Origin of the sequence: Paenibacillus sp. FSL M8-0228 (genome assembly GCF_038007385.1) — a bacterium.
Taxonomy (GTDB): domain Bacteria; phylum Bacillota; class Bacilli; order Paenibacillales; family Paenibacillaceae; genus Paenibacillus; species Paenibacillus polymyxa_D.
This window is the reverse complement of record NZ_JBBOXA010000001.1, coordinates 536,454-555,556: the sequence shown is the minus strand read 5'-3', so window position 1 is coordinate 555,556 and position 19,103 is coordinate 536,454. Positions and strand designations below refer to the sequence as shown.

The following is a 19,103-nucleotide window of genomic DNA, read 5'->3' as shown; positions in this document are numbered from 1 at the left end:
AAAACCTGGAAGCTGTGCTTTGCTTATTTATTCAACATTAATATTCGATAATAAAGGTAACAAGATAAAATGAGCAACTACCTCAACCGATGAGGATACTCACAGGAGAATTCGTCATGTTAAAAAAAGCTCTATTCATTGCTCTACTTTCTGTAGCTCTAACAGCTTGTGGAAGCAATTTCAAAGAAGCAACGACAAGGTCTGGGTCTTCAAGTACATCCTTTGCTACTGAACAAACAGCAAGCAATGAAAATACTGCTCAGCAAGCTTCTACAAATCAGGTCACAGATAAACAATATTTATTTGCTGAATTCATGAAAGATGGAACCCCCATGTTAACAGAAGATCAAGCTTCTATGGAACAAACGTCTTATGACTTCATTGCTAAAAACAGTGACTTATTTCCTTCCACAGATAAAAGCAAAGTCATTAATCTAGTAGACAAATCCGTAACAACAAAACACTTAAATAAAAATTTGAACTTATACTTAAACAAATTTGTAAAAATAAGCGGCGATGTAATAGATATAGAAGAAGATAACATTCCTATAGGAACAACGGCTATCGTTTATATTAGTGATGAAAATGATAATACAGTAATGGCAGTTTATCCGGGAGCAAGTGGGGAAATTTTTGAAGGAGACGTTGCTACAGTTATTGGAGTTCCTATCGCTAATTTTTCATATGAAAATATTTCAGGTGGCTATACGAATACTACACTGTTAGCAGCTTCTTTTCTCACGAAAGAAAATCAATAAATTTTAATCATGCAAGCCCTTAAGCGAGTATTCAACTAAATACACAACGAGAGGGACTCTATCCGGCTAAATAAAGTGATTAGGAAATTGTTCAAATGCAAAAAGCTCTGCCGACCCTTAAGGTTAGCAGAGCTTTTTATCTAATCTAATTTCGGACAGAATGAAAGAAGGTCGTTCAACTTGATTGATGGGTCATTATCATACAATTCTTTTCGCAAAATTAAACCCAACATGATTTAAGGATGATAACCAAGAGGATATAGAGCACCAAAATAGCCGCTGTAGAAGTCCACACACCGCAAACAGCTGCACCTGCACATCCGCTCATAGCTTTAGCCCTCCTTTATTTGTCTTCATCTTAATATATGTGTAAATATGTTTTATGACCGGGCATTCAGGTAAACATAAAAAGCACTCCATTTACGCATGCCAGCGGAATATTAGGATACTTTCCGATCGCGTGCTGATAGCTTTGTTAATATGGAAGATGAGATATACACCGCGAAAAAGCCATGCTTAATAGTTCCTGATTGTAAATCTGATACTTACGGTTTTGATCCAACACCCAATTTGCAAATCCAACAGCTTTAGTGTAGCAATTATAATCATAGGGATTAATTTTAAACTCAAGAATATTCAGCATCATCTGGTTCTCTTCATCTGATAATTCCAAGCCCAACTGGCTAAACTGTCTTTGTCGAATTCTCCGAGCGGTGTCGTCTTGTATGGCTCTGTGCTGAATGGACACTTGTCCTTTATGTTGACGATAATACAATAAGCTTATAGGGAGGTTTGCTATTTGTACCTGAGAGGCTAATCGGTTCCACAGTTCGTAGTCTTCGGCATGAGGATAACTACTATCATATTGAATGTTTAGCCGATGTATCATGCTATTGCGTAATATTGTAGCAGGATGGCAGATACAGCAATGAAATAACAACCATGTTCTAATTTCTTCATGACTAGCCGGATTCACCTTAAGTGCCCCTCCACTAGAAGTAGTAAAAGCAGCACCACATACATCAATTAAGGGATTTTGATCCATGAATGATATTTGCACATCCAGTCGATCTGGCGTAGAAATATCATCGCTATCCATACGAACGATATATTCACCAGTTGCCCTATTGAATCCCTCGTTTAAAGTAGCAACCAAACCTTGATTGGTACTATGGAATATTTTAACTACTCTAGGATCTGTTATCTGTGAAATAACAAAAGCGGATCCATCTGTTGAGCCATCATCAATAATAATCAATTCAAAATCGGAATAGGTTTGAGCTAATATACTGTGGATCGCTTCCCAAACAAAGGACACAGTGTTATAAACTGGAAGTATAACTGAAGCTCGTGGCACAAGAAGTTCCCTCCATTCTACATTTTAAAATTAGAAAATATTATTTTGCATAAAAGCCAACTTCCCTATTTTTCTCGAAAACTATTTCTTCGAATGTTCATGCTCCAAGTATATGTATTGAAATATATTTTGAGGCGGCTTCTCGGTAAAAAAAGCTTTCCATAACAACCCTTTGGGGTAATTATAGAAAGCTAATCTGCTTAGTAGCGTCTATAGCGCTCACTTAAAATTTTTCAGGAAACTGTTTGACAATGCCTTCTGTCAGAATGTCCGCTAAATGATTCATATGGATCTCGTTTTTGTCGGTTGCTGCAATCTCCGCTCTCCAATCTCCTTTGATATAGTCAAGGACTAATTCCGTAATCAACTGAAGGTGCGTATACAGCATATCTTGTAACGTTTTAAACTGCCAGTTCGGATTCGTATCACTTAAAAATTTGGCGATATCGTCGGCGTTTGTATGCCAATCCGCCTCTAGCATTTTCACATCCGCCTGATTGCCCGCTTTGGCAGCCACTACAATTTTGCCTGCGATCAGAATATGCTCCCTCAGGAGATCAGCCAGCTTATTACCAGCGGCTTCCCCATAATAAGGCTTGATCAGATTGCCTATATCCTGCTGGTTCCGTAAAAGCCGGTCCAATACGTCCTTCTGATCTTGAAGATTAGATATGGCGCTGACAATATAGTTCCTCGTCCATATCGTATGGTCGATCCATACCTTCTGCATATCGCCTTTCAGTTGCACCATTTTGGAACTTAGGCAAGCAGATCCCTTCTCCTCCCCTACCTTCGCTTGCGCGATACTAACGGAGTTATGCTAAAAACGAGCGCCAAGGTTAACGGCAACAGCCATTTGTTTTTCAATTTTATCTACTCCTCTGTACGTTTGGAATAAAACAGGCTGTCTTATTATGGTTGAAATATCCGAAATTTTATACAGAGGATTAGTGATTATCTACAGCTTTCCATCATTGTGGGAGCCATGCGCGCTCAAGTAGTAACAAGACGAGACCGTTGCCTTAATGGTTTCTAAAATACTTATCTTTGTATCTAGCAGAATGATGATCTTTGACTTGGTTCCACTCTTAAGAATTCTAATTGCTGCTAAAAACTCTCAAGATATGCATTATCACATTAGTTAGAAAATTGTTTCAATGGAACAAATAATCAAAGAAAATAACAGGAAATACCGATAATATGTATGGCAGATAAAAAGCAAATACCACAACCGATGTGGATATATGAGAACATTTAATAAATGAAAATAGTAAGTGTATAGAATTAAGTTCTAAATAACATAAGGAGAGTTAGAATGGAATATATGATAGAAGTATTCATGGGCTTGTTTGCACTAATTCTTATATTATATCCTTTCAAAGTACTGGTACGATGGTTATTAGGATTCTTAAATTTTAAAAATGTCGTCACTTCCTTTATTACTTTTGGCACGCTTGCATTGTCGTATCTAATATTTATTACAGTTAGATCACAATCAATAGAGGATATATTAAAAGGAGCTTCGATTGCCATACCTGTTTTTGTACTATACTTAATAATTGATCTTCAAAAAAGTAATGAACATAGTAAATTTATAAAATTTATTCATCATCTGGCGGTAAGGATTATTGTCTCTGTCTTTACTTTTATTTTGGTTTTGTCTTTCTATTATCAACAATTAGATGACATTTTCTATATAAAGTCATTTTTGATTGCTATAGTTTATATGTTCGTCATTCTTAGACGGAGAACTAAGAAAGTAACAAGAAAAGTTAAAAATAACGAAGAGAAGGAAACTGCATTACCCACTACTCCATAAAACAGTAAAGATACTCTGACGTTTTAAGTAAGTGAGTAATCAAATAAAGACTCTTATGGCAATATATTAGCGGAGTCCTTTCATTTACTCTAAATTCACATTGATCACGGAAAAATAAGATTAGTTAATCTTAATAGCTATTCGGTGATCGGTGTGTTGAATCTAAAAGTAAACAATCCCCGCTGACCAAGTATGGTTAGCGGGGATTGTTTGGTTGTTTTGAGTTGTTGTTTACGATTATCTTTTACTGTGGTTTTCAGGCTCGCGACGTTTTAAACCTGCCAATCCAATTAATCCCAACAAACCAAGCCACCCCCAATTATTATTATTATCGTTATCATTAGTAGTAGTTAGCATTTGTGTTCTACCATTGTCGTTTGTGCCCATATTGTTTTGACTGTTTTCAGCAAATGCTACTGCCGCTCCAAAGCTTGAAATCATTAATGCAACAACAGCCATTATCTTCATTTTTTTCAACATACCTAAACCACTCCTTTAAATTTGTGTTTGCAATCAATTTTTTAATGTATTTAGCATGCCAATTGAACTTATTTCTTATACACACATTAAATCTTCACTACTGGGAATCATAAATTTGTACATCATTAAAATTAAAAAAGGAGTGGTGTTTATAATGGGTATCCTAAGCGGGAATCCAAAAGACGAGCCCATGCATTACGGAGAAGTTTATAGTGTATGGCAGTTTTCAGCGTTAGCGAAAGGCAGCGTTTCATTTTACCAAGCATGTTTAAACCACGCAGGAGACAAAGAACTCAAAAAAATACTGGATGATCTTATTGATCAAGCTAAACTGGAAATCCAAGAATGCGACGCAATGCTTACTGATAATGGGATTGCCCCAGCTCCTATTTTGCCTGAAAGACCCCCTGTGAAACTTGAGGATATCCCGGTTGGTGCAAGGTTTACTGATCCCGAAATCGCAGCTAAAATCGCATTAGATACCACTGTAGGATTGACATCTTGCAGCCAAGCTATGGGTCAATCCATTAGAGAAGACATCGGGGCTTTATTTGCGAAATATCATCTAACTAAGACTGCTTTGGGAGTTCGTATTTTAAAAATGAATAAAGAAAAGGGTTGGCTAATCCCCCCCCCTCTTCAATTAAAAAGACCTGAACCAGTTAAAGCCTAAATTTCCAGTACGATTCCTCAACACACTGTTCCCCTTAGATTGTTCAACAAAAATCCCCGCCGACCAGTTAAGGTTAGCGGGGATTGGTTTTGTTACGTTTAAGCACCTCCGATGGTAACGTAAGGCTGAATACTATTGTGTTGGTTAAGGGCTTGATCCGGCACAGTAACAATAAACAAAAAGCTACATCCACACCTTTTCCATAAAATTAAAAAATGCTGCTTTGGTTTCAGGAGCCGCATAATCCCGAAAATGTAAAAACAAACCCAAACAGTTTATAAAACAAGTCTCATTATTTAGTGTATGATAACTTACTAATGAATACATCAAATGTTTAAAACCATCAATGTAAGAACCTCGATGTAAATAATAATAAGATAACTCGTAACCAAACCACGCGATATAATCCGGTATCACTTGTTGGGTATACATATCATCTGATGATAGTTGCTGTTGTGCAAAAGCATTTATTTCGGCTTCAAATTGCTGAAGTATACCTTCTACATCTATACTATATTGGTTTGCTGAAATTATAACATTCAACAGTTTTGAGATTTTCTCATTCTCGTTAGTGGCGGATGTTGCTGCAATATATTCAACATAATCTTGAAGCACACTTATATCTCCTGACAACAGTTTATAACTGAGACCAGAGGAATATAAGCATTTAGAAAGTTGGCAGAGCAATCGTCAACAACAAAGAAATTTATAAAATTATGCTACTCAAGTCTCAAGACCTATTCACCAAATAAATTTAAAATTGAATAGATTGTTTTACAATTAACATTGGTATGCGGCGAAGAGGGAATTTAATCGCCCGGAAAAGGTCAGTTGTTCTCTCTCCTATTCAGACATCTTACAAAAGAAGAGCACGTTAAATTACTCAGTCGGGGGAATCACTATTTTGAGAAAGCTATCATTCTTTATTTCCATTATTATGTTGGGTGCAATGTTGTCCGCTTGTTCTGCCATTACATCCACCGTGGATCAAGCGACTGCAGGCGTTACGTCCGGCGAGAGCAAAGAAATCGAAAAATACAATGCGTATGTGAGGCTGAATAACTTGATGACAGGCAGAATCAATGAGGTTCTGGTTCATTATTTCGAGAAGTTCGGAGTGGATACACAGCCTGTAATCGAGAAGAACTTCAGCTTCATCATGCTCGGCGTTGCTGAAACTGAGCGGGAAGTTATTGATAAAGCGAACGGCTATACCGCAAGCCAACCTGCTTTTGCGAACGCAGATCCCGTAGTGATCAAACTGACACCGGTCATCAATGATCTGTTGTCCGTCCTGGACGAGATGAAAGCCTACTATGATACAAAAGGCTACGTGGATGATGACTTCGCAAAAGGAAAACAGCTGCATACCAAGCTGGTAAGTGCCAATCTCGCTTACGAGACTGTCTCCAAACAATACTTCACGGCTATGCAAAAATTGGGTAACGAGCAGCGTCTGGCTGAACTGCAAAAACTCAAGGATTCAGACCAGCAGATCAGGTATAATGCCTTGAAGTTCATGATAGATGCCGAGGCTACGGCCATTGAAATGGATGAGCAGGGTATCACCGCCGACAATGTGCTGCAGCTTGATATGACGAAGTTTAAAGCCAAATACGACATTATGACCGCAGATCTAAGTGCGCTCATGACAATCTCAAAAGACAAGAATCGAGTTCAAAAAGAAGGGATTAACAGCTTCAGTATCAGGAACTATGTTGACTCAGCCACTGAGGCAAAAGCGGCTGCTTCAAAAATTATTGAACGCATCAATAAGAAGGAACCTGTATCTGATTCTGACCTGAACGGCCAGTTCCTGAACACTACGGATGGCACACCTGAGAATTTCAATTATAAGCTAAGCAAGGCAGTCGAACGATATAATGAAATAAATTAAGCGTATCTAACGATAGGAGCTGCGAAAACAAATACGGAGTTCCGATAACGAACAAGCTCTGCCAACCATAAGGTTAGCAGAGCTTGTGCTTTAAAATCCTCCAATGGTAACTTGAGGGTGAATGCTATGATGGTGGTTAAAAGCTTATCCGGCACATTAACAATAAGATTTAAAAATGCTGCTTTAATTTCTGGAACCGCATAATCCTGAAAGTGTAAAAATAACCAACCTTACTTCTCAAAGCTGGTATTCATCCGAAGAACGTTCAAGAGCAACTTGGACATTCGTCTATCAATGTAACTCTGGATACCTATTCACATGTTCTTCCGAATCTCCAAGAGGCGGTGTTAAAAAACATTGGCGATTCAATTACAGGTGAGAGTATTAGCACTGAAAAACCCACTTTACTAGATTAAAGGGTTAGAAAAATGGTAGAAAAATGCTCACTCCAACAAAAAAAGCGCGTCCTCCAAAAAGCTTGGAAGCCGCGCTGTGCTTGAGTTGATAGCTATGCTGGTGAAGGGAATTGAACCCCCGGCCTACGCATTACGAGTGCGTTGCTCTACCCCTGAGCTACACCAGCAGGTCAGTGTAACTGACAACAAAAACTATTATACTCTTAGTTACATAAAAATCAATCACTTACATCAACCTTTTCAACTAGGATTTGGATTTAGTTCGGTAACATTTCCTGTCACGGTGCCAGATAGTTTCTCTGCTACAGAGCGGAGCTTTTGGTGACTGGAGGAAGGCTTGTCACGGCGATCATCAATTTTGACCGAGGTGGAAACACGCTTCGCTCCTGACAGGAATGGTGCTTCGTGCAGCGCAGCGATGGCGGTGAATACATCGTCCAACGAACCTTCAATAATCGTACTCATGGAGGTAAGCTCATAGGTAATTCCTTTTTGCGTCTTCAACACTTTTTGCATCTGGGCAACGTAGTCGCTCAGGCTTGTACTCCCCGTTCCAATCGGGATCACTGTCACTTCTGCAATAGCCATCGCCAGGTTCCTCCCTAAAATTAAAATCATCGCTTCTTTAAAAATCTAAAATTTCAGTCTATAGAGCGAGCAGCCTTATTTCACAAAAAAAGTTCATATGTATGCTGCTTGTTTCTGTAGGAAACATCTTTATCATTCATTGTACCGTTCAAACTGTCTCAATTCAAATACAGCCCGCGACTTCTCTGTATATTTTGATTTTCCATTCCTTTTCCTTTACGTATGGCTTCGAATGTTGCTATAATACTCCTTGCACTTATTTGAAATTTTAAGTTTTTACACACAATATGTTGGGTTAAATATTCATAACACGTCTAAATATAGTGATGTAGCCGATAAATCGTACGGGAACCATCTTTTCCCCCTTCATTGGCAGGTACATCGCTATTTCTATGTTATTGGATTACATACAGCCCCCAAATGCTGTCTGACCATCGCTTTTTTCGCCATTATCTTCTCATCATGATCATTTTCATGCCTATTCCCAAGTATGATTCCAAATCAGGAAAGCGAGGAATTAATCCTATGCCACAACTCGTAACCAAACCAAACAATCGCCAGTTGGCTTTTGACGAAATACGCATCTCCGTATATGCCGACCGTGTACTCAGCGGACTGGACAAGCTGGATAAGGATCGACTCATTCGCGGTGTAACTAGCAAGCTGCGCCGGGACGAAGTCACGGGGGATGACATTAGCAACGCGTTTGCAATGGCTGCCCTTGAATTGGTTAGTAAGGAAGAACCGGACTGGAAATTTGCCGCTGCACGTGCTTTGCTCACTTCCTTGTATAAAAAAGCGGCTACTCACCGCCGTTACAAATCCTATGCGGACGAGCCTTACGGCGCTTTTTATCCACTGATCACTGATTTGGTCCAAAAAGGAATTTACCGTCAAGAACTGCTCGACTACTATACCAAGGAGCAGATTGATGAGTTGGGCGATTCCATTTTGCCGAAAAATGACCTGTTGTTCGATTATATCGGGCTGTTAACACTGTCTGAGCGCTATTTGGCCAACGATTTTGACGGACGCGTAATGGAACTGCCTCAAGAACGCTACATGATCATCGCGATGTACCTGATGCACCAAGAGCCTGCCGACAAGCGGATGGAGCTGGTCAAAGAAGCGTACTGGGCGATGAGCAACATGTACATGACAGCAGCTACACCAACTATGTCCAATGCCGGAAAAAAGGTGGCCGGACAGCTCTCCAGCTGCTTTATCGACACCGTAGACGACTCATTGGAAGGTATTTTCGACTCCAATACGGATGTAGCCCGTCTTAGCAAAATGGGCGGCGGCATCGGCGTATACCTTGGTAAAGTACGGGCGCGTGGCTCCGATATCCGTGGACATAAAAATACAAGTTCCGGCGTCATTCCGTGGATTCGCCAGTTGAACAATACAGCTGTTAGCGTAGACCAATTGGGTACTCGCAAAGGTGCAATTGCCGTATATCTGGACGTATTCCATAAGGACATCCTCGCATTCCTTGACCTGAAGCTGAACAACGGTGACGAGCGGATGCGTGCACATGACGTGTTCCATGGCGTATGTCTGCCCGATCTGTTCATGGAGCGGGTCGAAGCACGGGGCGAATGGAATCTGTTCTGTCCGCATGAAGTGAAGAAAGTAATGGGCTGGAAAGATGACAACGGTCGTCCACTGGGACTGGAAGATTTTTATGATGAAACCTTCGGTTCAGGTACCTTCCGCGAGAAATACGAAGAGGCGTCGCAGCATCCGATTCTCTCTCGTATTACGGTGCCTGCTATCGACATCATGAAGCGCCTGATGAAGTCACAACTAGAAACAGGTACGCCTTACATGTTCTACCGTGATACGGTAAACCGGGCCAACCCGAACCGCGCCCATGGTATGGTGTATTCCTCCAACCTGTGTACGGAAATTATGCAAAACCAATCTGCAACTGTAGTGGAAAAAGAAGAATTGGTCACCAAGGACGGACAAACACGCATCGTTATTTCCAAAATTCCTGGCGACTTTGTGGTGTGCAACCTGAACTCCATCCATCTGGCTCGTGCGGTTCCGGCAGGTGTGCTGGATCGCCTCGTGCCGATTCAGGTACGTATGCTGGATAATGTTATTGATATCAACAACATTGAAGTACTGCAAGCACAATATACGAACAGCCAATATCGCGCTGTCGGTCTGGGTACATTCGGACTGCATCATCTACTCGCACTGGAAGGTATCCGTTGGGAATCCGATGAAGCGGTAACCTATAACGATCATTTGTATGAAAAAATTAACTACCTGGCCGTCAAATCCAGCATGGAGCTAGCGAAAGAAAAAGGCCGTTATGCCAAATTCGAGGGCTCTGACTGGTCTACCGGGCACTATTTCACTTCCCGTGGCTATACAGATGGTACACGCGAAGGCAAATTTGTCACTACCTCCGAGTGGAGTGAGCTTGCAGAAGAAGTCCAACAAAACGGTGTCCGCAACGCATGGCTGTTCGCCATCGCGCCTAACGGTTCCACGTCTATTATTGCAGGCTCTACCGCCAGCATTGATCCATTGTATGAGCTGCTTTCCTATGAAGAGAAAACAACTTACAAGATTGCTAACCCTGCACCTGACTTGAACGAAAAAACTATCTGGTACTACAAGACGGCTTTCTTGCTGGATCAACACGCTTCGATCAACATGGCTTCTGCACGTCAGCGTCATATTGACCAGGGCCAAAGCTTTAACCTGTATGTACGGCCTGATATTAAAGCAACTGAATTTTTAGAGCTGCACATCCATGCCTGGAAATCAGGTATGAAATCGACCTATTATGTACGCAGCCGCGCACTGACGATTGAAGAATGTGATAGCTGCGCATCCTAAACTAAAGGAGAGAAGCTCTCATGCAGTTACAGAAGATTTTTAACACGGAAGCGCCAAATCGCTCTACCCGTATTATTGAAGGCGAAAGCTCCGGTATTTTGAATTGGAACGATATTCGGATGCCACATATGTACAAATTGTATAAAGTGCTACTGCTGAACCACTGGATTCCAGATGAAATTCCGATGTCCAAGGACGCGTCCCAGTTCCCTGTGCTGGATGCCGAAGAACAGCGCACCTTTAAAATTAACATCGGCCTGCTGGCTGTACTGGATTCGATGCAAACGATGTTTGTCGGGGATGTAAAACGCTATTTTACCGACTCGTCACTGGAAGCTATTTCAGCGATTATCGGGCAGCAGGAAGTGGTGCATAACCAGTCCTACTCCTACGTTCTGTCTTCTTTGGTGTCAGATCAGGAACAGAAGGAAATTTTTGAATACTGGAAAAACGATCCTGTCCTGCTGGAGCGTAACACATTCATCTCGGACATTTACCAGGAGTTCCGCGATGAGCAGAACCCGCAAACCTTTTTCCAAGCGATGGTAGCCGATTTGATTCTGGAAGGCATTTTCTTTTATAGTACGTTTGCTTTCTTCTACAATTTGGCCCGTGATCAGAAAATGATGGCAACCAGCCAAATGATCTCGTATATTCAGCGTGATGAAAATCAGCATTGCTACTTCTTTGCCGAAGTGTTTAAGCAGCTGTTGTCTGATTTCCCTGAGCTGAATACCAAGGAAAATACGGACTATGTCTATCGTATGATTGACCGCGCTGTGGAGCTGGAAACGAATTGGGCGCATTATACGCTCAAAGAGGTTCGCGGCATCGACCTGAACGAGCTGAGCGATTACATCAAATACATGGCAAATATGCGCCTGAGATTGCTTGGTATGGACAAAGCGTACGAAGGCGTAGATGTAAACTGTATGCCTTGGATTAAACCATTCTCAGATGAAGCGCTGAATGCGACAAAAACGGACTTCTTTGAAGCAAAATCACGCAATTATGGCAAGGTCGGAGATGACAACGGATTTGACGATTTGTAAGTCATAAGATACAGCCTTAGCTCGGTACTTACCGGGCTAAGGCTTTTTTCATGAGAATTTACGCAAATACGCAAAAAAAATCATGAAACATCTGAATAACTATTCATATTTTCCTATTTGTACACGATATATATGAAGGTAAAAAAAACATAGTAAGGAGCATATTATGAAAAGAAGCGTTAAAAAAAGAATGGGATTACAATCCAAACTCTACTTCATCTTGCTCATTCCTTTAATAGTGATTGGCGTCATTGTTCTGTGGACGACCAATCAATCAATCTATCCAGAATGCTTCTCTATCAACCATGCAGCTAAATAATGAAACGCTGGCAAAGAACACGGCCCAGTTATTGGACAAATCCGCAGTCAAGAGCTTAAATACGGATTCATCGGAGCAAAGTAGCGAGTATAAACAACTTCGTAACGAGTTAAATACGCTCAGGCTGCAAACTGGAATCCTGTACATCTATATGTACAACCGTGTGGGCAATGAGTGGAAAATTACGGTAGATGGAGCCGCATGGGACGACAAAGACTACAGTCCATTCGGAACTCCTGTAAGTTTTACCCTTAAAGAAACGGAAGAGAAATTGAAACAAGGGGAAACAGTGACTACAGATATTACAACGGACCCTGAGTGGGGGACGATGTTTTCCTCCTTTACTCCCATTAAGGATACAGATGGAACCATCATTAGTTATTTGGGAATCGATAGATCCCTGTCCTCTGTGACTGAAGTATACGAACATACCTTGCCCGAGGCCTACCGATTAGTTATTCCTGTTGTCTCCATCATTCTGATCATCTCCATTACGGCTATGATGCTGGTAACCCGGCGGATACTGCGTCAGGTGAGATTTATTAAAAATACACTGGAGCAAGTAGCCGACGGCAACCTTACGGTTACATCGCCTCAAGTAACCTATGATCAGTTAGGCGAAATCAGCGGATTGACGAACAAAATGGTGGAAGCCATGTCGAATATGATTGTGGATATTCAAAGCAGTTCAAGTACACTCCAGCATGCTTCGAAGAATATCGTCGTGACAACGGAGGGGACACTCCATCAGACTGAGGAACTGTCCCGTACGCTCCAGCAAATTGCCGATGTCTCTATTAACCAAGCAGAACAAGCGGTGGAATCAGTTCAACAATCTGACCGATTAGGACAAACGCTGGATGAAGTCGGAAGCCATGTGCAGCAATTCACGGATACAGCCCATCATCTCAATGAGGTTCGCAATCAGGTAGCCAGTGAGCATGAACTGTTATTAGAAAAAGGACGAGAAAGCGCCCTGCGTATCAAGCAGATGCAACGCATGTCCCACGCGTTAACCGAAAAATCCCGCGAGGCAGCTAACATCGGTCAACAGGTACAGGGCATCGTAAAGCAGACGCAGATTTTGTCCTTCAATGCATCTATTGAAGCCTCACGTGCAGGCGAAGCTGGCAAGGGTTTTTCTGTGGTCGCTCATGAAATGGGGCAACTTGCCCAACAATCCGCCATATCGATTCGTGAAATCGACGAAATCTTAAGCAGCTTTGTTGAGCAAATTGAGCAAATGGGTGATCAATTTGATGAAAACATAAAGACCGTCAATGAACAAGAAACCCAAATTTCAGCATGTCTACAGTCTGTTGACAAAGTCACCCAGGTTTCACGGGAAGTTGAGGAGTTAGCTGCACATCTGGCTCAGTTGACGGCAGAGATGCAAGAGGTACGTCACAGCGTAGATCAACATTTAAATCACACAGCCAGCGCGGCACAGCAGACTGCCGGAATGACAGAAGATGTATCAGCAAGCGCTCAGAAACAGGCCCTAGCGGTAAAAGAACTATCCGAAGTAGCCCGCAATCTCACCACACTATCAAACAATCTGCAGCGTCATGCCGACCAGTTCCGGGTAAAAAACGCTGAATAGTAAATATGATGCTGGATTCGATTCAACTAAACAAAAAAAGTAAACTAAAATGGAGCATTCGCTAACGTAGCGAATGCTCCATTATTATGTTTTGAAAGCCGAGCAGAGTTCACCTTTATCCGAGTAGGTGCATACATATAACCTAGAAGTGTGTATTCAAGCAACCCAGAATCATACCCGTTCTTATGATGGAGGTAGCGCCGCTGTTTTCACCTGTTTTGTGTAAGAAGGATAGCCTCCCGTATGCTGGAGCATTTCGATTTCACGCAGAATACGCGGCAAGTCAGCGACCGAGTTCATCACGATGTGGGCTCCTGCTCTTTTCAAACCATATACACTCTGTCTGCGCCGTTCCTCAGCCACTCTGTCTTCCGCTTCATGGCTGGTCGTTTGAGCTACGGTCGTCACGCTTTCGTTATGGTTCAAGACACCAATCGTCCATACACCGGCGTTCCGTCCTTCTTGCATATCGGCTGCTGTATCTCCTACTTTCACAATATCGCTCAGCGGAAATACCTGCAAGCGATGTGCAATTTCATAGATCATCCACGGATAAGGTCTCCCCTGCGAAACTTCACAAGGGGCAACCATACAATCCAGCGTATAGGGTGACTGTGCAGGCGTAAATACGTGACTGAGCATCTCCATTGGACAGGATGCAGTGGCACCTGACTGAATGCGACGATCCTGCAACTCCTGCAGCGCCCTGTCTATACCGATAGCAGGCTCAGCCCCTTGGATCAAGGAGCGGAGAACAGGGACAAGCTCAAGATAAATATGCTCAATATCCACTCTGCCAGGATGCGCACCAAAGCACTCCAGCCATTTTTTCCGAACCTCTGAAAGTCCCAGCACATTCGCAATATGATCCCGGATCGGCATTCCTCGCCCATGAGATACCTGTTCTTCAGTTACCTGTATACCTTTCCATCTGAAAATATCACGCATTCCCTGGGTTAAGCCTCGTCCTCCGGGGTCTAACAATGTACTTTCGAGATTAAAAATAACCGCCTGTATCATGCAATCCCCGCCTTTCCGTACCGCGGCTATCCGCAATCTTTATTTTGCTTAGGAACATGATACACAGCTAACGTAAACTGAAATGTCGTAAACGGTAAGCGGATTGTAATTGAAAATAAATTCCTTGATTGGTTGTAAATACCGAGTGTGATCAGAGGAGGAGTCGCAACATGAGACAGCCTTGGAATGAATTTAATTCCAAAATGCCTTGGCGGATGGAGCTTGGTTGTTATGCGCTGAATAAACTGGCCTGTGGAGGATTGGTTTTTGGCCTCTTATGGGTCTACTGCTATCTGACAGAGGAAGTAATAGGGGTTCCTCTGACTATAGCAGGCAATAGTGGTGAACTGACCGCGCAGCTGTGGGCCTATGGTTTTGCCCTTCCTGCCGCTCTTGCCGCTGATGCGCTATGCGATCTTTTACCCTGGCTTCACAAGCCCGAGCAGCTCACCCTATACCTCGCTGCAGGATTCAGTGTCTTTCTCCTGCTAGGTTCTTTGATGTCGCCTGCCGGAACGGGCATTTCATGGAGCAACGGCATAGCAGGTGCAGGGATTACACTGCTGTATTATGGAGGAAGGCACTGGCTGAACCGTGAATATGGATTACAGATCATGCTGGCCTTCCTCCTGCCACTGCTGCTATGGCCTATAGGGCTTCAATAATGTCGCCAGCGATCACAGAGGCAGGATGCTGGCGATGACGTGCGGCTGTTTCTCCAGCCGCACCATGCAAATACACGCCAAAAGCTGCTGCCTGCGAAGCACTCAGGCCCTGAGCCAGCAAACCTGCGATGATGCCTGTTAGCACATCGCCCGCACCGCCTGTCGCCATCCCAGCATGGCCTGTGGTATTGACGTAGGCCGCTCCGTCGGGACAAGCGATGACGGTGCGCGCTCCTTTGAGCACCAGCGTGACCCCACGTGTTCGGGCGTACTCCCGGGCATGGGTGATACGGTCACGCTGCACCTCTGCTGTCGGTATGCCCAGCAGACAAGCCATTTCACCGGGGTGCGGCGTCAGTACGACTGCCGCACTTCTCGGCTTCCAAGCCTCTAGCTCAGGCCCCGCCGAGGCGAGGATGTTCAAGGCGTCCGCATCAAGTAGGAGCGGACCGCCGTATTCCTCCCACAGGCGGCGTAGCCAGCCGGTGTCCCCTGCAAAGCGGCCGAGGCCGGGGCCGACGGCCAGCACATCACGTGCCTGCGCGAGCTGTAGCAGCTCGTCTGCGGAGTCGGCGTTCCATTCGCCGTCTCCGCCTGCTGCTGCGGCAGCGAGCATTAGTTCCGGCGCGGCGCCAATGACGCGCGGCAGCAGCGCTTCGGGCACCGCCCACGTGACAAGGCCGCTGCCGATGCGCAGGGCGGCACGTGCGGCCAGCAAGCCCGCGCCGCTCATGCGCAGGCTTCCAGCCGCGACCAGAACGTGGCCGTAGGTGCCCTTGTGTCCATCCGGCACGCGGCTGCGGCTTACATCCACGTCCAGCGCAGCGCGCAGCGTGTCACGGGTCAAGAGCTGCAGCTGCACGCCGCACTCACGGGCAAGGCCGGGTGGAATACCGATGTAGCGTACCACCACATCGCCTGCGGTCCCGGCGCCTGGATATTGGACGAGCCCACGCTTCAAGTAGGCGAGGCATACGGTGACACGCGCACGAATGCACGGCTCGTGCAGTGCACCTGTGTCGGCGTCAAGGCCGCTAGGCACGTCTACCGACACCAGCGGCACGCCGCTGGCATTGGCCTCGCGGATCAGCGAGGCGTAGGGTTCGCGCGGCGGGCCTTGCGTGCCCGTGCCCAGCAGGGCATCGACGATGCCGGAGGCGCCGCGCAGGTCGAGGGTATCCCGGCCATAGAGGATCACCGGGATACCCAGAGCCGCGATGATATCGCGCTGCGCAGCCGCTTCACCCCGCAGCGTGTCTGGCGGCTCGACGTACACAACGGTGACGCGTAGACCTGCATCGGTTAAATGGCGGGCCGCCACCAGTCCGTCACCACCGTTGTTGCCTTTGCCTACGAGGATATACCAGTGTTCTCGTTCCCGTAAGTCATGTCGTCCTTGACTCCACGTCTCTGTCCGTATAACACCGCCATGTTCCGGTATATCCCCCGGCCCTGTGTGTGAAAGCTTCAATACTTCGTCAGCTACCGCGCGCCCGGCATTTTCCATCAAGGTAAGGGCCGGAATACCCAGCTTGTCAATTGTATAGCGATCCAATTCTCGCATTTCTTCGGCGGTCACCATATACATGCCTTTCGCCTCCCGTATGGCTATCCCTGCTTATTAATATCCAACTGTAAAACGGGAATTGACAAATTCCCCTTCTACTAACTCATCAATCAGGGCTACCGCATAATCTTCGACCGAGATACGGCTATGGCCTAATTCGTCAACCACCAAATGATCCAAACCAATACGGAACTGTCCTGTACGTTTTCCTGCTTCAATCATTCCGGCAGGACTACAATAGGTCCAGTCTACATCCGCAGCGCGGTACAGCTCCAGTGCATCTGCATGGGCAGCCGCCAGCGGCTTCACTTCCTCCGGAAACTCGGCGGTATCCATGAGGCGTTCACCGTTTTCTGTTTTCAGACTTCCCGCTCCACCAACGACAAGTATGCGCTCCGCGCCAGAACGCCGAGTTCCTTCCAGCAAAGAACGAGTCGCTTCGAGCAGTTCTTCCTCTTCTCCAAACTTGGGACCGTATGCGCTAATGATAGCATCGTGCCCCTTAGCCACTTCCGTAACGGAATTCGGATTTAGAATATCTGCTTGAACCACCGTCAAGTATTCACTTTGCTCCGTCACACGTTGGGGGTCGCGCACCGCTGCTGTCACCTCATACTTACGCTTGATAGCTTCCTTTACTAACGCTTTGCCGATTGTTCCTGTTGCCCCGAAAATAATAACCTTCATATTCACTGCCTTCTTCCTGTCTATAATTTACTTACTGTTATTTATCCGTTTTATCTCCAGCTTAAACCCGTGCAAGATATCGATTCGATGTCTCATGATCTTCTGTTGCAATTTTTATATTTTTATCCATACCGAATCTACCCTCCTGCTTGTATCTTGTCTATTTTACCAAAAAATACTTCATATATCCTGGTCAAAGGTATACAAGCCCTTGAAATGCCTGTGTAGTCTGTGCAATAGTGTAGAAAGAACAATGGAAGGAGGGATTGCGGGTGTCCCCGACGGACTTCGCGGCGTTAGTCGCATATATCTCACCCGGTCTGATCGCCTTCCTGCTGGCGTTGTCTTTGCTGGTATGGCTGTATGTTCACAGTGCAGCCCAGCTTCGAAATTCGCGTCAGCAGCGGCTGGAAGAATTACAGGAATCGCTGCGTATCTATGGACGATTAGCTGGTTGTCTCCAAACCACTACCCAGAACGGGTTCAATAACAGCGAAAAGCAGTACCAGAACGGACTCATCCACGCTCTTCAGGAAGCCAAAGCTGCTCCCTATTTGACCCCTCACCTTCAAGAGCAGGTTCAAGCATCCCTTCGGGAGTGTGATGCGTTCCGCAGAGAATTGCTTCTCAAATCACTGGAGCGTGAAATGAACAAACTCATTGAGGAACGGCGTCTTGTTCTGCTGGAATCTCATGCTCCGGGCTGGGGAACAGCATTGTGGAAGCTATTGCGTCCAGCAGCTGGTCCGCTGGCACTGGCAGGAATCGTCTGGTTGGTCACAAGGCTGGTTGTGGAACTGACAGCCTCCAGCCATGTTGATGTTAGTCTGCCCGACACTGCACAATCTGCCTCATGGCTCAAAGGGTATGCATGGATGAGATTCGTTTCAGGCCTGATCGCCCTACTGTATGTATATCGGCTGATGACCCTGCGCAGACAAAATGATCTGGACGTGACGGCATCCCATTTTCCAACAAGCCTGTTGTGCTTGGTAATCGCCGCTGTCGCCCTGTTTCAATGGATCGGACCGGAAGCATCTCCCTACATACTGGCTGTTCAGCTTGTGCTGTTCTTGATCGGCTTCCGACTTACCCGAGGTCGCTCGCGCAGTGATCGTCCTTATGTTGGTCATCCCGGCTTGATCAAGGCAGATGCTTCTCAACATCAGGATTTACGCGCAGCAGATACAGATAAAACGGCTGACTCTTCTTTGGCAGAAGAACATATCCGATCCTAAACGCCAATGGCACATGCCTCTACCCGTATCCTGCCTGCAAATCACATACCATCACAGGACATCCCAACAACAAAGAAAGAGTTTATGGGGTGTCCTGTTTTTTGA

The 19,103-nt window shown here is 44.8% G+C and carries 16 protein-coding genes, 1 tRNA gene and 3 pseudogenes; 10 read left to right on the top strand and 10 right to left on the bottom strand.

Features of this window, described 5'->3' with window-relative positions; genetic code table 11:
• Positions 1–116: 116 nt before the first annotated feature.
• Positions 117–758, top strand: a complete 642-nt coding sequence (locus tag MKY98_RS02470; RefSeq protein WP_069010792.1) for a hypothetical protein — start codon at positions 117–119, stop codon at positions 756–758.
• A gap of 220 nt (positions 759–978) precedes the next feature.
• Here the strand turns inward: MKY98_RS02470 and MKY98_RS02465 are convergent, their stop codons facing one another.
• The 3 genes and pseudogenes from MKY98_RS02465 to MKY98_RS02455 all read right to left on the bottom strand — a co-directional run bounded on the left by MKY98_RS02465 (position 979) and on the right by MKY98_RS02455 (position 2,982).
• On the bottom strand, positions 979–1,086 hold the full coding sequence (locus MKY98_RS02465; RefSeq protein WP_023986758.1) for a hypothetical protein: 108 nt from the start codon (positions 1,084–1,086) through the stop codon (positions 979–981).
• Positions 1,087–1,233: 147 nt separating this feature from the next.
• Positions 1,234–2,115: a glycosyltransferase family 2 protein gene (locus MKY98_RS02460; RefSeq protein WP_029516018.1), complete on the bottom strand. Its 882-nt coding sequence runs from the start codon at positions 2,113–2,115 to the stop codon at positions 1,234–1,236.
• A 223-nt stretch (positions 2,116–2,338) separates the two neighbouring features.
• Positions 2,339–2,982, bottom strand: a pseudogene (locus MKY98_RS02455) (glycosyltransferase).
• 448 nt (positions 2,983–3,430) lie between these two features.
• Between MKY98_RS02455 and MKY98_RS02450 the strand changes: the two are divergent.
• Positions 3,431–3,934 carry a hypothetical protein gene (locus MKY98_RS02450; RefSeq protein ID WP_069010791.1) on the top strand — a complete coding sequence of 168 codons (504 nt, stop codon included), beginning with the start codon at positions 3,431–3,433 and terminating at the stop codon, positions 3,932–3,934.
• Positions 3,935–4,171: 237 nt separating this feature from the next.
• On the opposite strand, the gene MKY98_RS02445 is transcribed toward MKY98_RS02450, so the two are convergent.
• Positions 4,172–4,414: a WGxxGxxG family protein gene (locus MKY98_RS02445; protein ID WP_069010790.1), complete on the bottom strand. Its 243-nt coding sequence runs from the start codon at positions 4,412–4,414 to the stop codon at positions 4,172–4,174.
• 154 nt (positions 4,415–4,568) lie between these two features.
• Between MKY98_RS02445 and MKY98_RS02440 the strand changes: the two genes are divergently transcribed.
• On the top strand, positions 4,569–5,087 hold the full coding sequence (locus tag MKY98_RS02440) for a DUF3231 family protein (protein WP_069010789.1): 519 nt from the start codon (positions 4,569–4,571) through the stop codon (positions 5,085–5,087).
• Positions 5,088–5,270: 183 nt separating this feature from the next.
• Here MKY98_RS02440 and MKY98_RS02435 read toward each other — a convergent pair.
• Positions 5,271–5,729, bottom strand: a pseudogene (locus MKY98_RS02435) (transcriptional regulator); the annotation flags it as partial.
• Between the two features lie 262 nt (positions 5,730–5,991).
• Here MKY98_RS02435 and MKY98_RS02430 point away from each other — a divergent pair.
• Both MKY98_RS02430 and MKY98_RS02425 read left to right on the top strand, forming a co-directional pair.
• Positions 5,992–6,984 carry a YiiG family protein gene (locus tag MKY98_RS02430; protein WP_029516023.1) on the top strand — a complete coding sequence of 331 codons (993 nt, stop codon included), beginning with the start codon at positions 5,992–5,994 and terminating at the stop codon, positions 6,982–6,984.
• 227 nt (positions 6,985–7,211) lie between these two features.
• A pseudogene (locus MKY98_RS02425) lies at positions 7,212–7,400 on the top strand (tyrosine-type recombinase/integrase); the annotation flags it as partial.
• A gap of 95 nt (positions 7,401–7,495) precedes the next feature.
• Here MKY98_RS02425 and MKY98_RS02420 read toward each other — a convergent pair.
• Positions 7,496–7,567: transfer RNA gene (locus tag MKY98_RS02420), tRNA-Thr, on the bottom strand.
• A gap of 73 nt (positions 7,568–7,640) precedes the next feature.
• Positions 7,641–7,988 carry an MTH1187 family thiamine-binding protein gene (locus MKY98_RS02415; protein WP_029517883.1) on the bottom strand — a complete coding sequence of 116 codons (348 nt, stop codon included), beginning with the start codon at positions 7,986–7,988 and terminating at the stop codon, positions 7,641–7,643.
• A 525-nt stretch (positions 7,989–8,513) separates the two neighbouring features.
• Here MKY98_RS02415 and MKY98_RS02410 point away from each other — a divergent pair.
• From MKY98_RS02410 to MKY98_RS02400, 3 genes are all read left to right on the top strand, one after another.
• Complete coding sequence (locus tag MKY98_RS02410) at positions 8,514–10,847, top strand: ribonucleoside-diphosphate reductase subunit alpha (protein WP_029517884.1); 2,334 nt, start codon at positions 8,514–8,516, stop codon at positions 10,845–10,847.
• Between the two features lie 20 nt (positions 10,848–10,867).
• Positions 10,868–11,899, top strand: coding sequence for a ribonucleotide-diphosphate reductase subunit beta (locus MKY98_RS02405; protein ID WP_029517885.1), 1,032 nt, complete (start codon positions 10,868–10,870; stop codon positions 11,897–11,899).
• A gap of 305 nt (positions 11,900–12,204) precedes the next feature.
• On the top strand, positions 12,205–13,821 hold the full coding sequence (locus MKY98_RS02400; RefSeq protein ID WP_245231490.1) for a methyl-accepting chemotaxis protein: 1,617 nt from the start codon (positions 12,205–12,207) through the stop codon (positions 13,819–13,821).
• Between the two features lie 183 nt (positions 13,822–14,004).
• Here MKY98_RS02400 and MKY98_RS02395 read toward each other — a convergent pair whose 3' ends face one another.
• A complete protein-coding gene (locus MKY98_RS02395) occupies positions 14,005–14,841 on the bottom strand; it encodes an HAD hydrolase-like protein (RefSeq protein ID WP_029517887.1) in 837 nt (278 codons plus the stop codon).
• A 170-nt stretch (positions 14,842–15,011) separates the two neighbouring features.
• Between MKY98_RS02395 and MKY98_RS02390 the strand changes: the two genes are divergently transcribed.
• Positions 15,012–15,506: a hypothetical protein gene (locus MKY98_RS02390; protein WP_069010787.1), complete on the top strand. Its 495-nt coding sequence runs from the start codon at positions 15,012–15,014 to the stop codon at positions 15,504–15,506.
• Here MKY98_RS02390 and MKY98_RS02385 read toward each other — a convergent pair.
• Both MKY98_RS02385 and MKY98_RS02380 read right to left on the bottom strand, forming a co-directional pair.
• Positions 15,490–17,094 carry an NAD(P)H-hydrate dehydratase gene (locus tag MKY98_RS02385; protein ID WP_069010786.1) on the bottom strand — a complete coding sequence of 535 codons (1,605 nt, stop codon included), beginning with the start codon at positions 17,092–17,094 and terminating at the stop codon, positions 15,490–15,492. The two genes, MKY98_RS02390 and MKY98_RS02385, sit on opposite strands and share 17 nt — an antisense overlap.
• 33 nt (positions 17,095–17,127) lie before the next feature.
• Positions 17,128–17,760, bottom strand: coding sequence for an NAD(P)-dependent oxidoreductase (locus MKY98_RS02380; protein WP_039270303.1), 633 nt, complete (start codon positions 17,758–17,760; stop codon positions 17,128–17,130).
• Between the two features lie 272 nt (positions 17,761–18,032).
• On the opposite strand from MKY98_RS02380, the gene MKY98_RS02375 reads away from it, so the two are divergent.
• The gene (locus tag MKY98_RS02375) at positions 18,033–18,998 is read left to right on the top strand and encodes a hypothetical protein (RefSeq protein ID WP_069010785.1); all 966 of its coding nucleotides are present in this window, start codon (positions 18,033–18,035) and stop codon (positions 18,996–18,998) included.
• Positions 18,999–19,103: the final 105 nt, after the last annotated feature.

Excerpts from the sequence above, each read along its gene's own strand:
- MKY98_RS02470 (WP_069010792.1), top strand. The coding sequence starts at position 117 with ATGTTAAAAAAAGCTCTATTCATTGCTCTACTTTCTGTAGCTCTAACA.
- MKY98_RS02465 (WP_023986758.1), bottom strand. The coding sequence starts at position 1,086 with ATGAGCGGATGTGCAGGTGCAGCTGTTTGCGGTGTGTGGACTTCTACA.
- MKY98_RS02450 (WP_069010791.1), top strand. The coding sequence starts at position 3,431 with ATGGAATATATGATAGAAGTATTCATGGGCTTGTTTGCACTAATTCTT.
- MKY98_RS02445 (WP_069010790.1), bottom strand. The coding sequence starts at position 4,414 with ATGTTGAAAAAAATGAAGATAATGGCTGTTGTTGCATTAATGATTTCA.
- MKY98_RS02440 (WP_069010789.1), top strand. The coding sequence starts at position 4,569 with ATGGGTATCCTAAGCGGGAATCCAAAAGACGAGCCCATGCATTACGGA.
- MKY98_RS02415 (WP_029517883.1), bottom strand. The coding sequence starts at position 7,988 with ATGGCTATTGCAGAAGTGACAGTGATCCCGATTGGAACGGGGAGTACA.
- MKY98_RS02410 (WP_029517884.1), top strand. The coding sequence starts at position 8,514 with ATGCCACAACTCGTAACCAAACCAAACAATCGCCAGTTGGCTTTTGAC.
- MKY98_RS02405 (WP_029517885.1), top strand. The coding sequence starts at position 10,868 with ATGCAGTTACAGAAGATTTTTAACACGGAAGCGCCAAATCGCTCTACC.
- MKY98_RS02400 (WP_245231490.1), top strand. The coding sequence starts at position 12,205 with ATGCAGCTAAATAATGAAACGCTGGCAAAGAACACGGCCCAGTTATTG.
- MKY98_RS02395 (WP_029517887.1), bottom strand. The coding sequence starts at position 14,841 with ATGATACAGGCGGTTATTTTTAATCTCGAAAGTACATTGTTAGACCCC.
- MKY98_RS02390 (WP_069010787.1), top strand. The coding sequence starts at position 15,012 with ATGAGACAGCCTTGGAATGAATTTAATTCCAAAATGCCTTGGCGGATG.
- MKY98_RS02385 (WP_069010786.1), bottom strand. The coding sequence starts at position 17,094 with ATGTATATGGTGACCGCCGAAGAAATGCGAGAATTGGATCGCTATACA.
- MKY98_RS02380 (WP_039270303.1), bottom strand. The coding sequence starts at position 17,760 with ATGAAGGTTATTATTTTCGGGGCAACAGGAACAATCGGCAAAGCGTTA.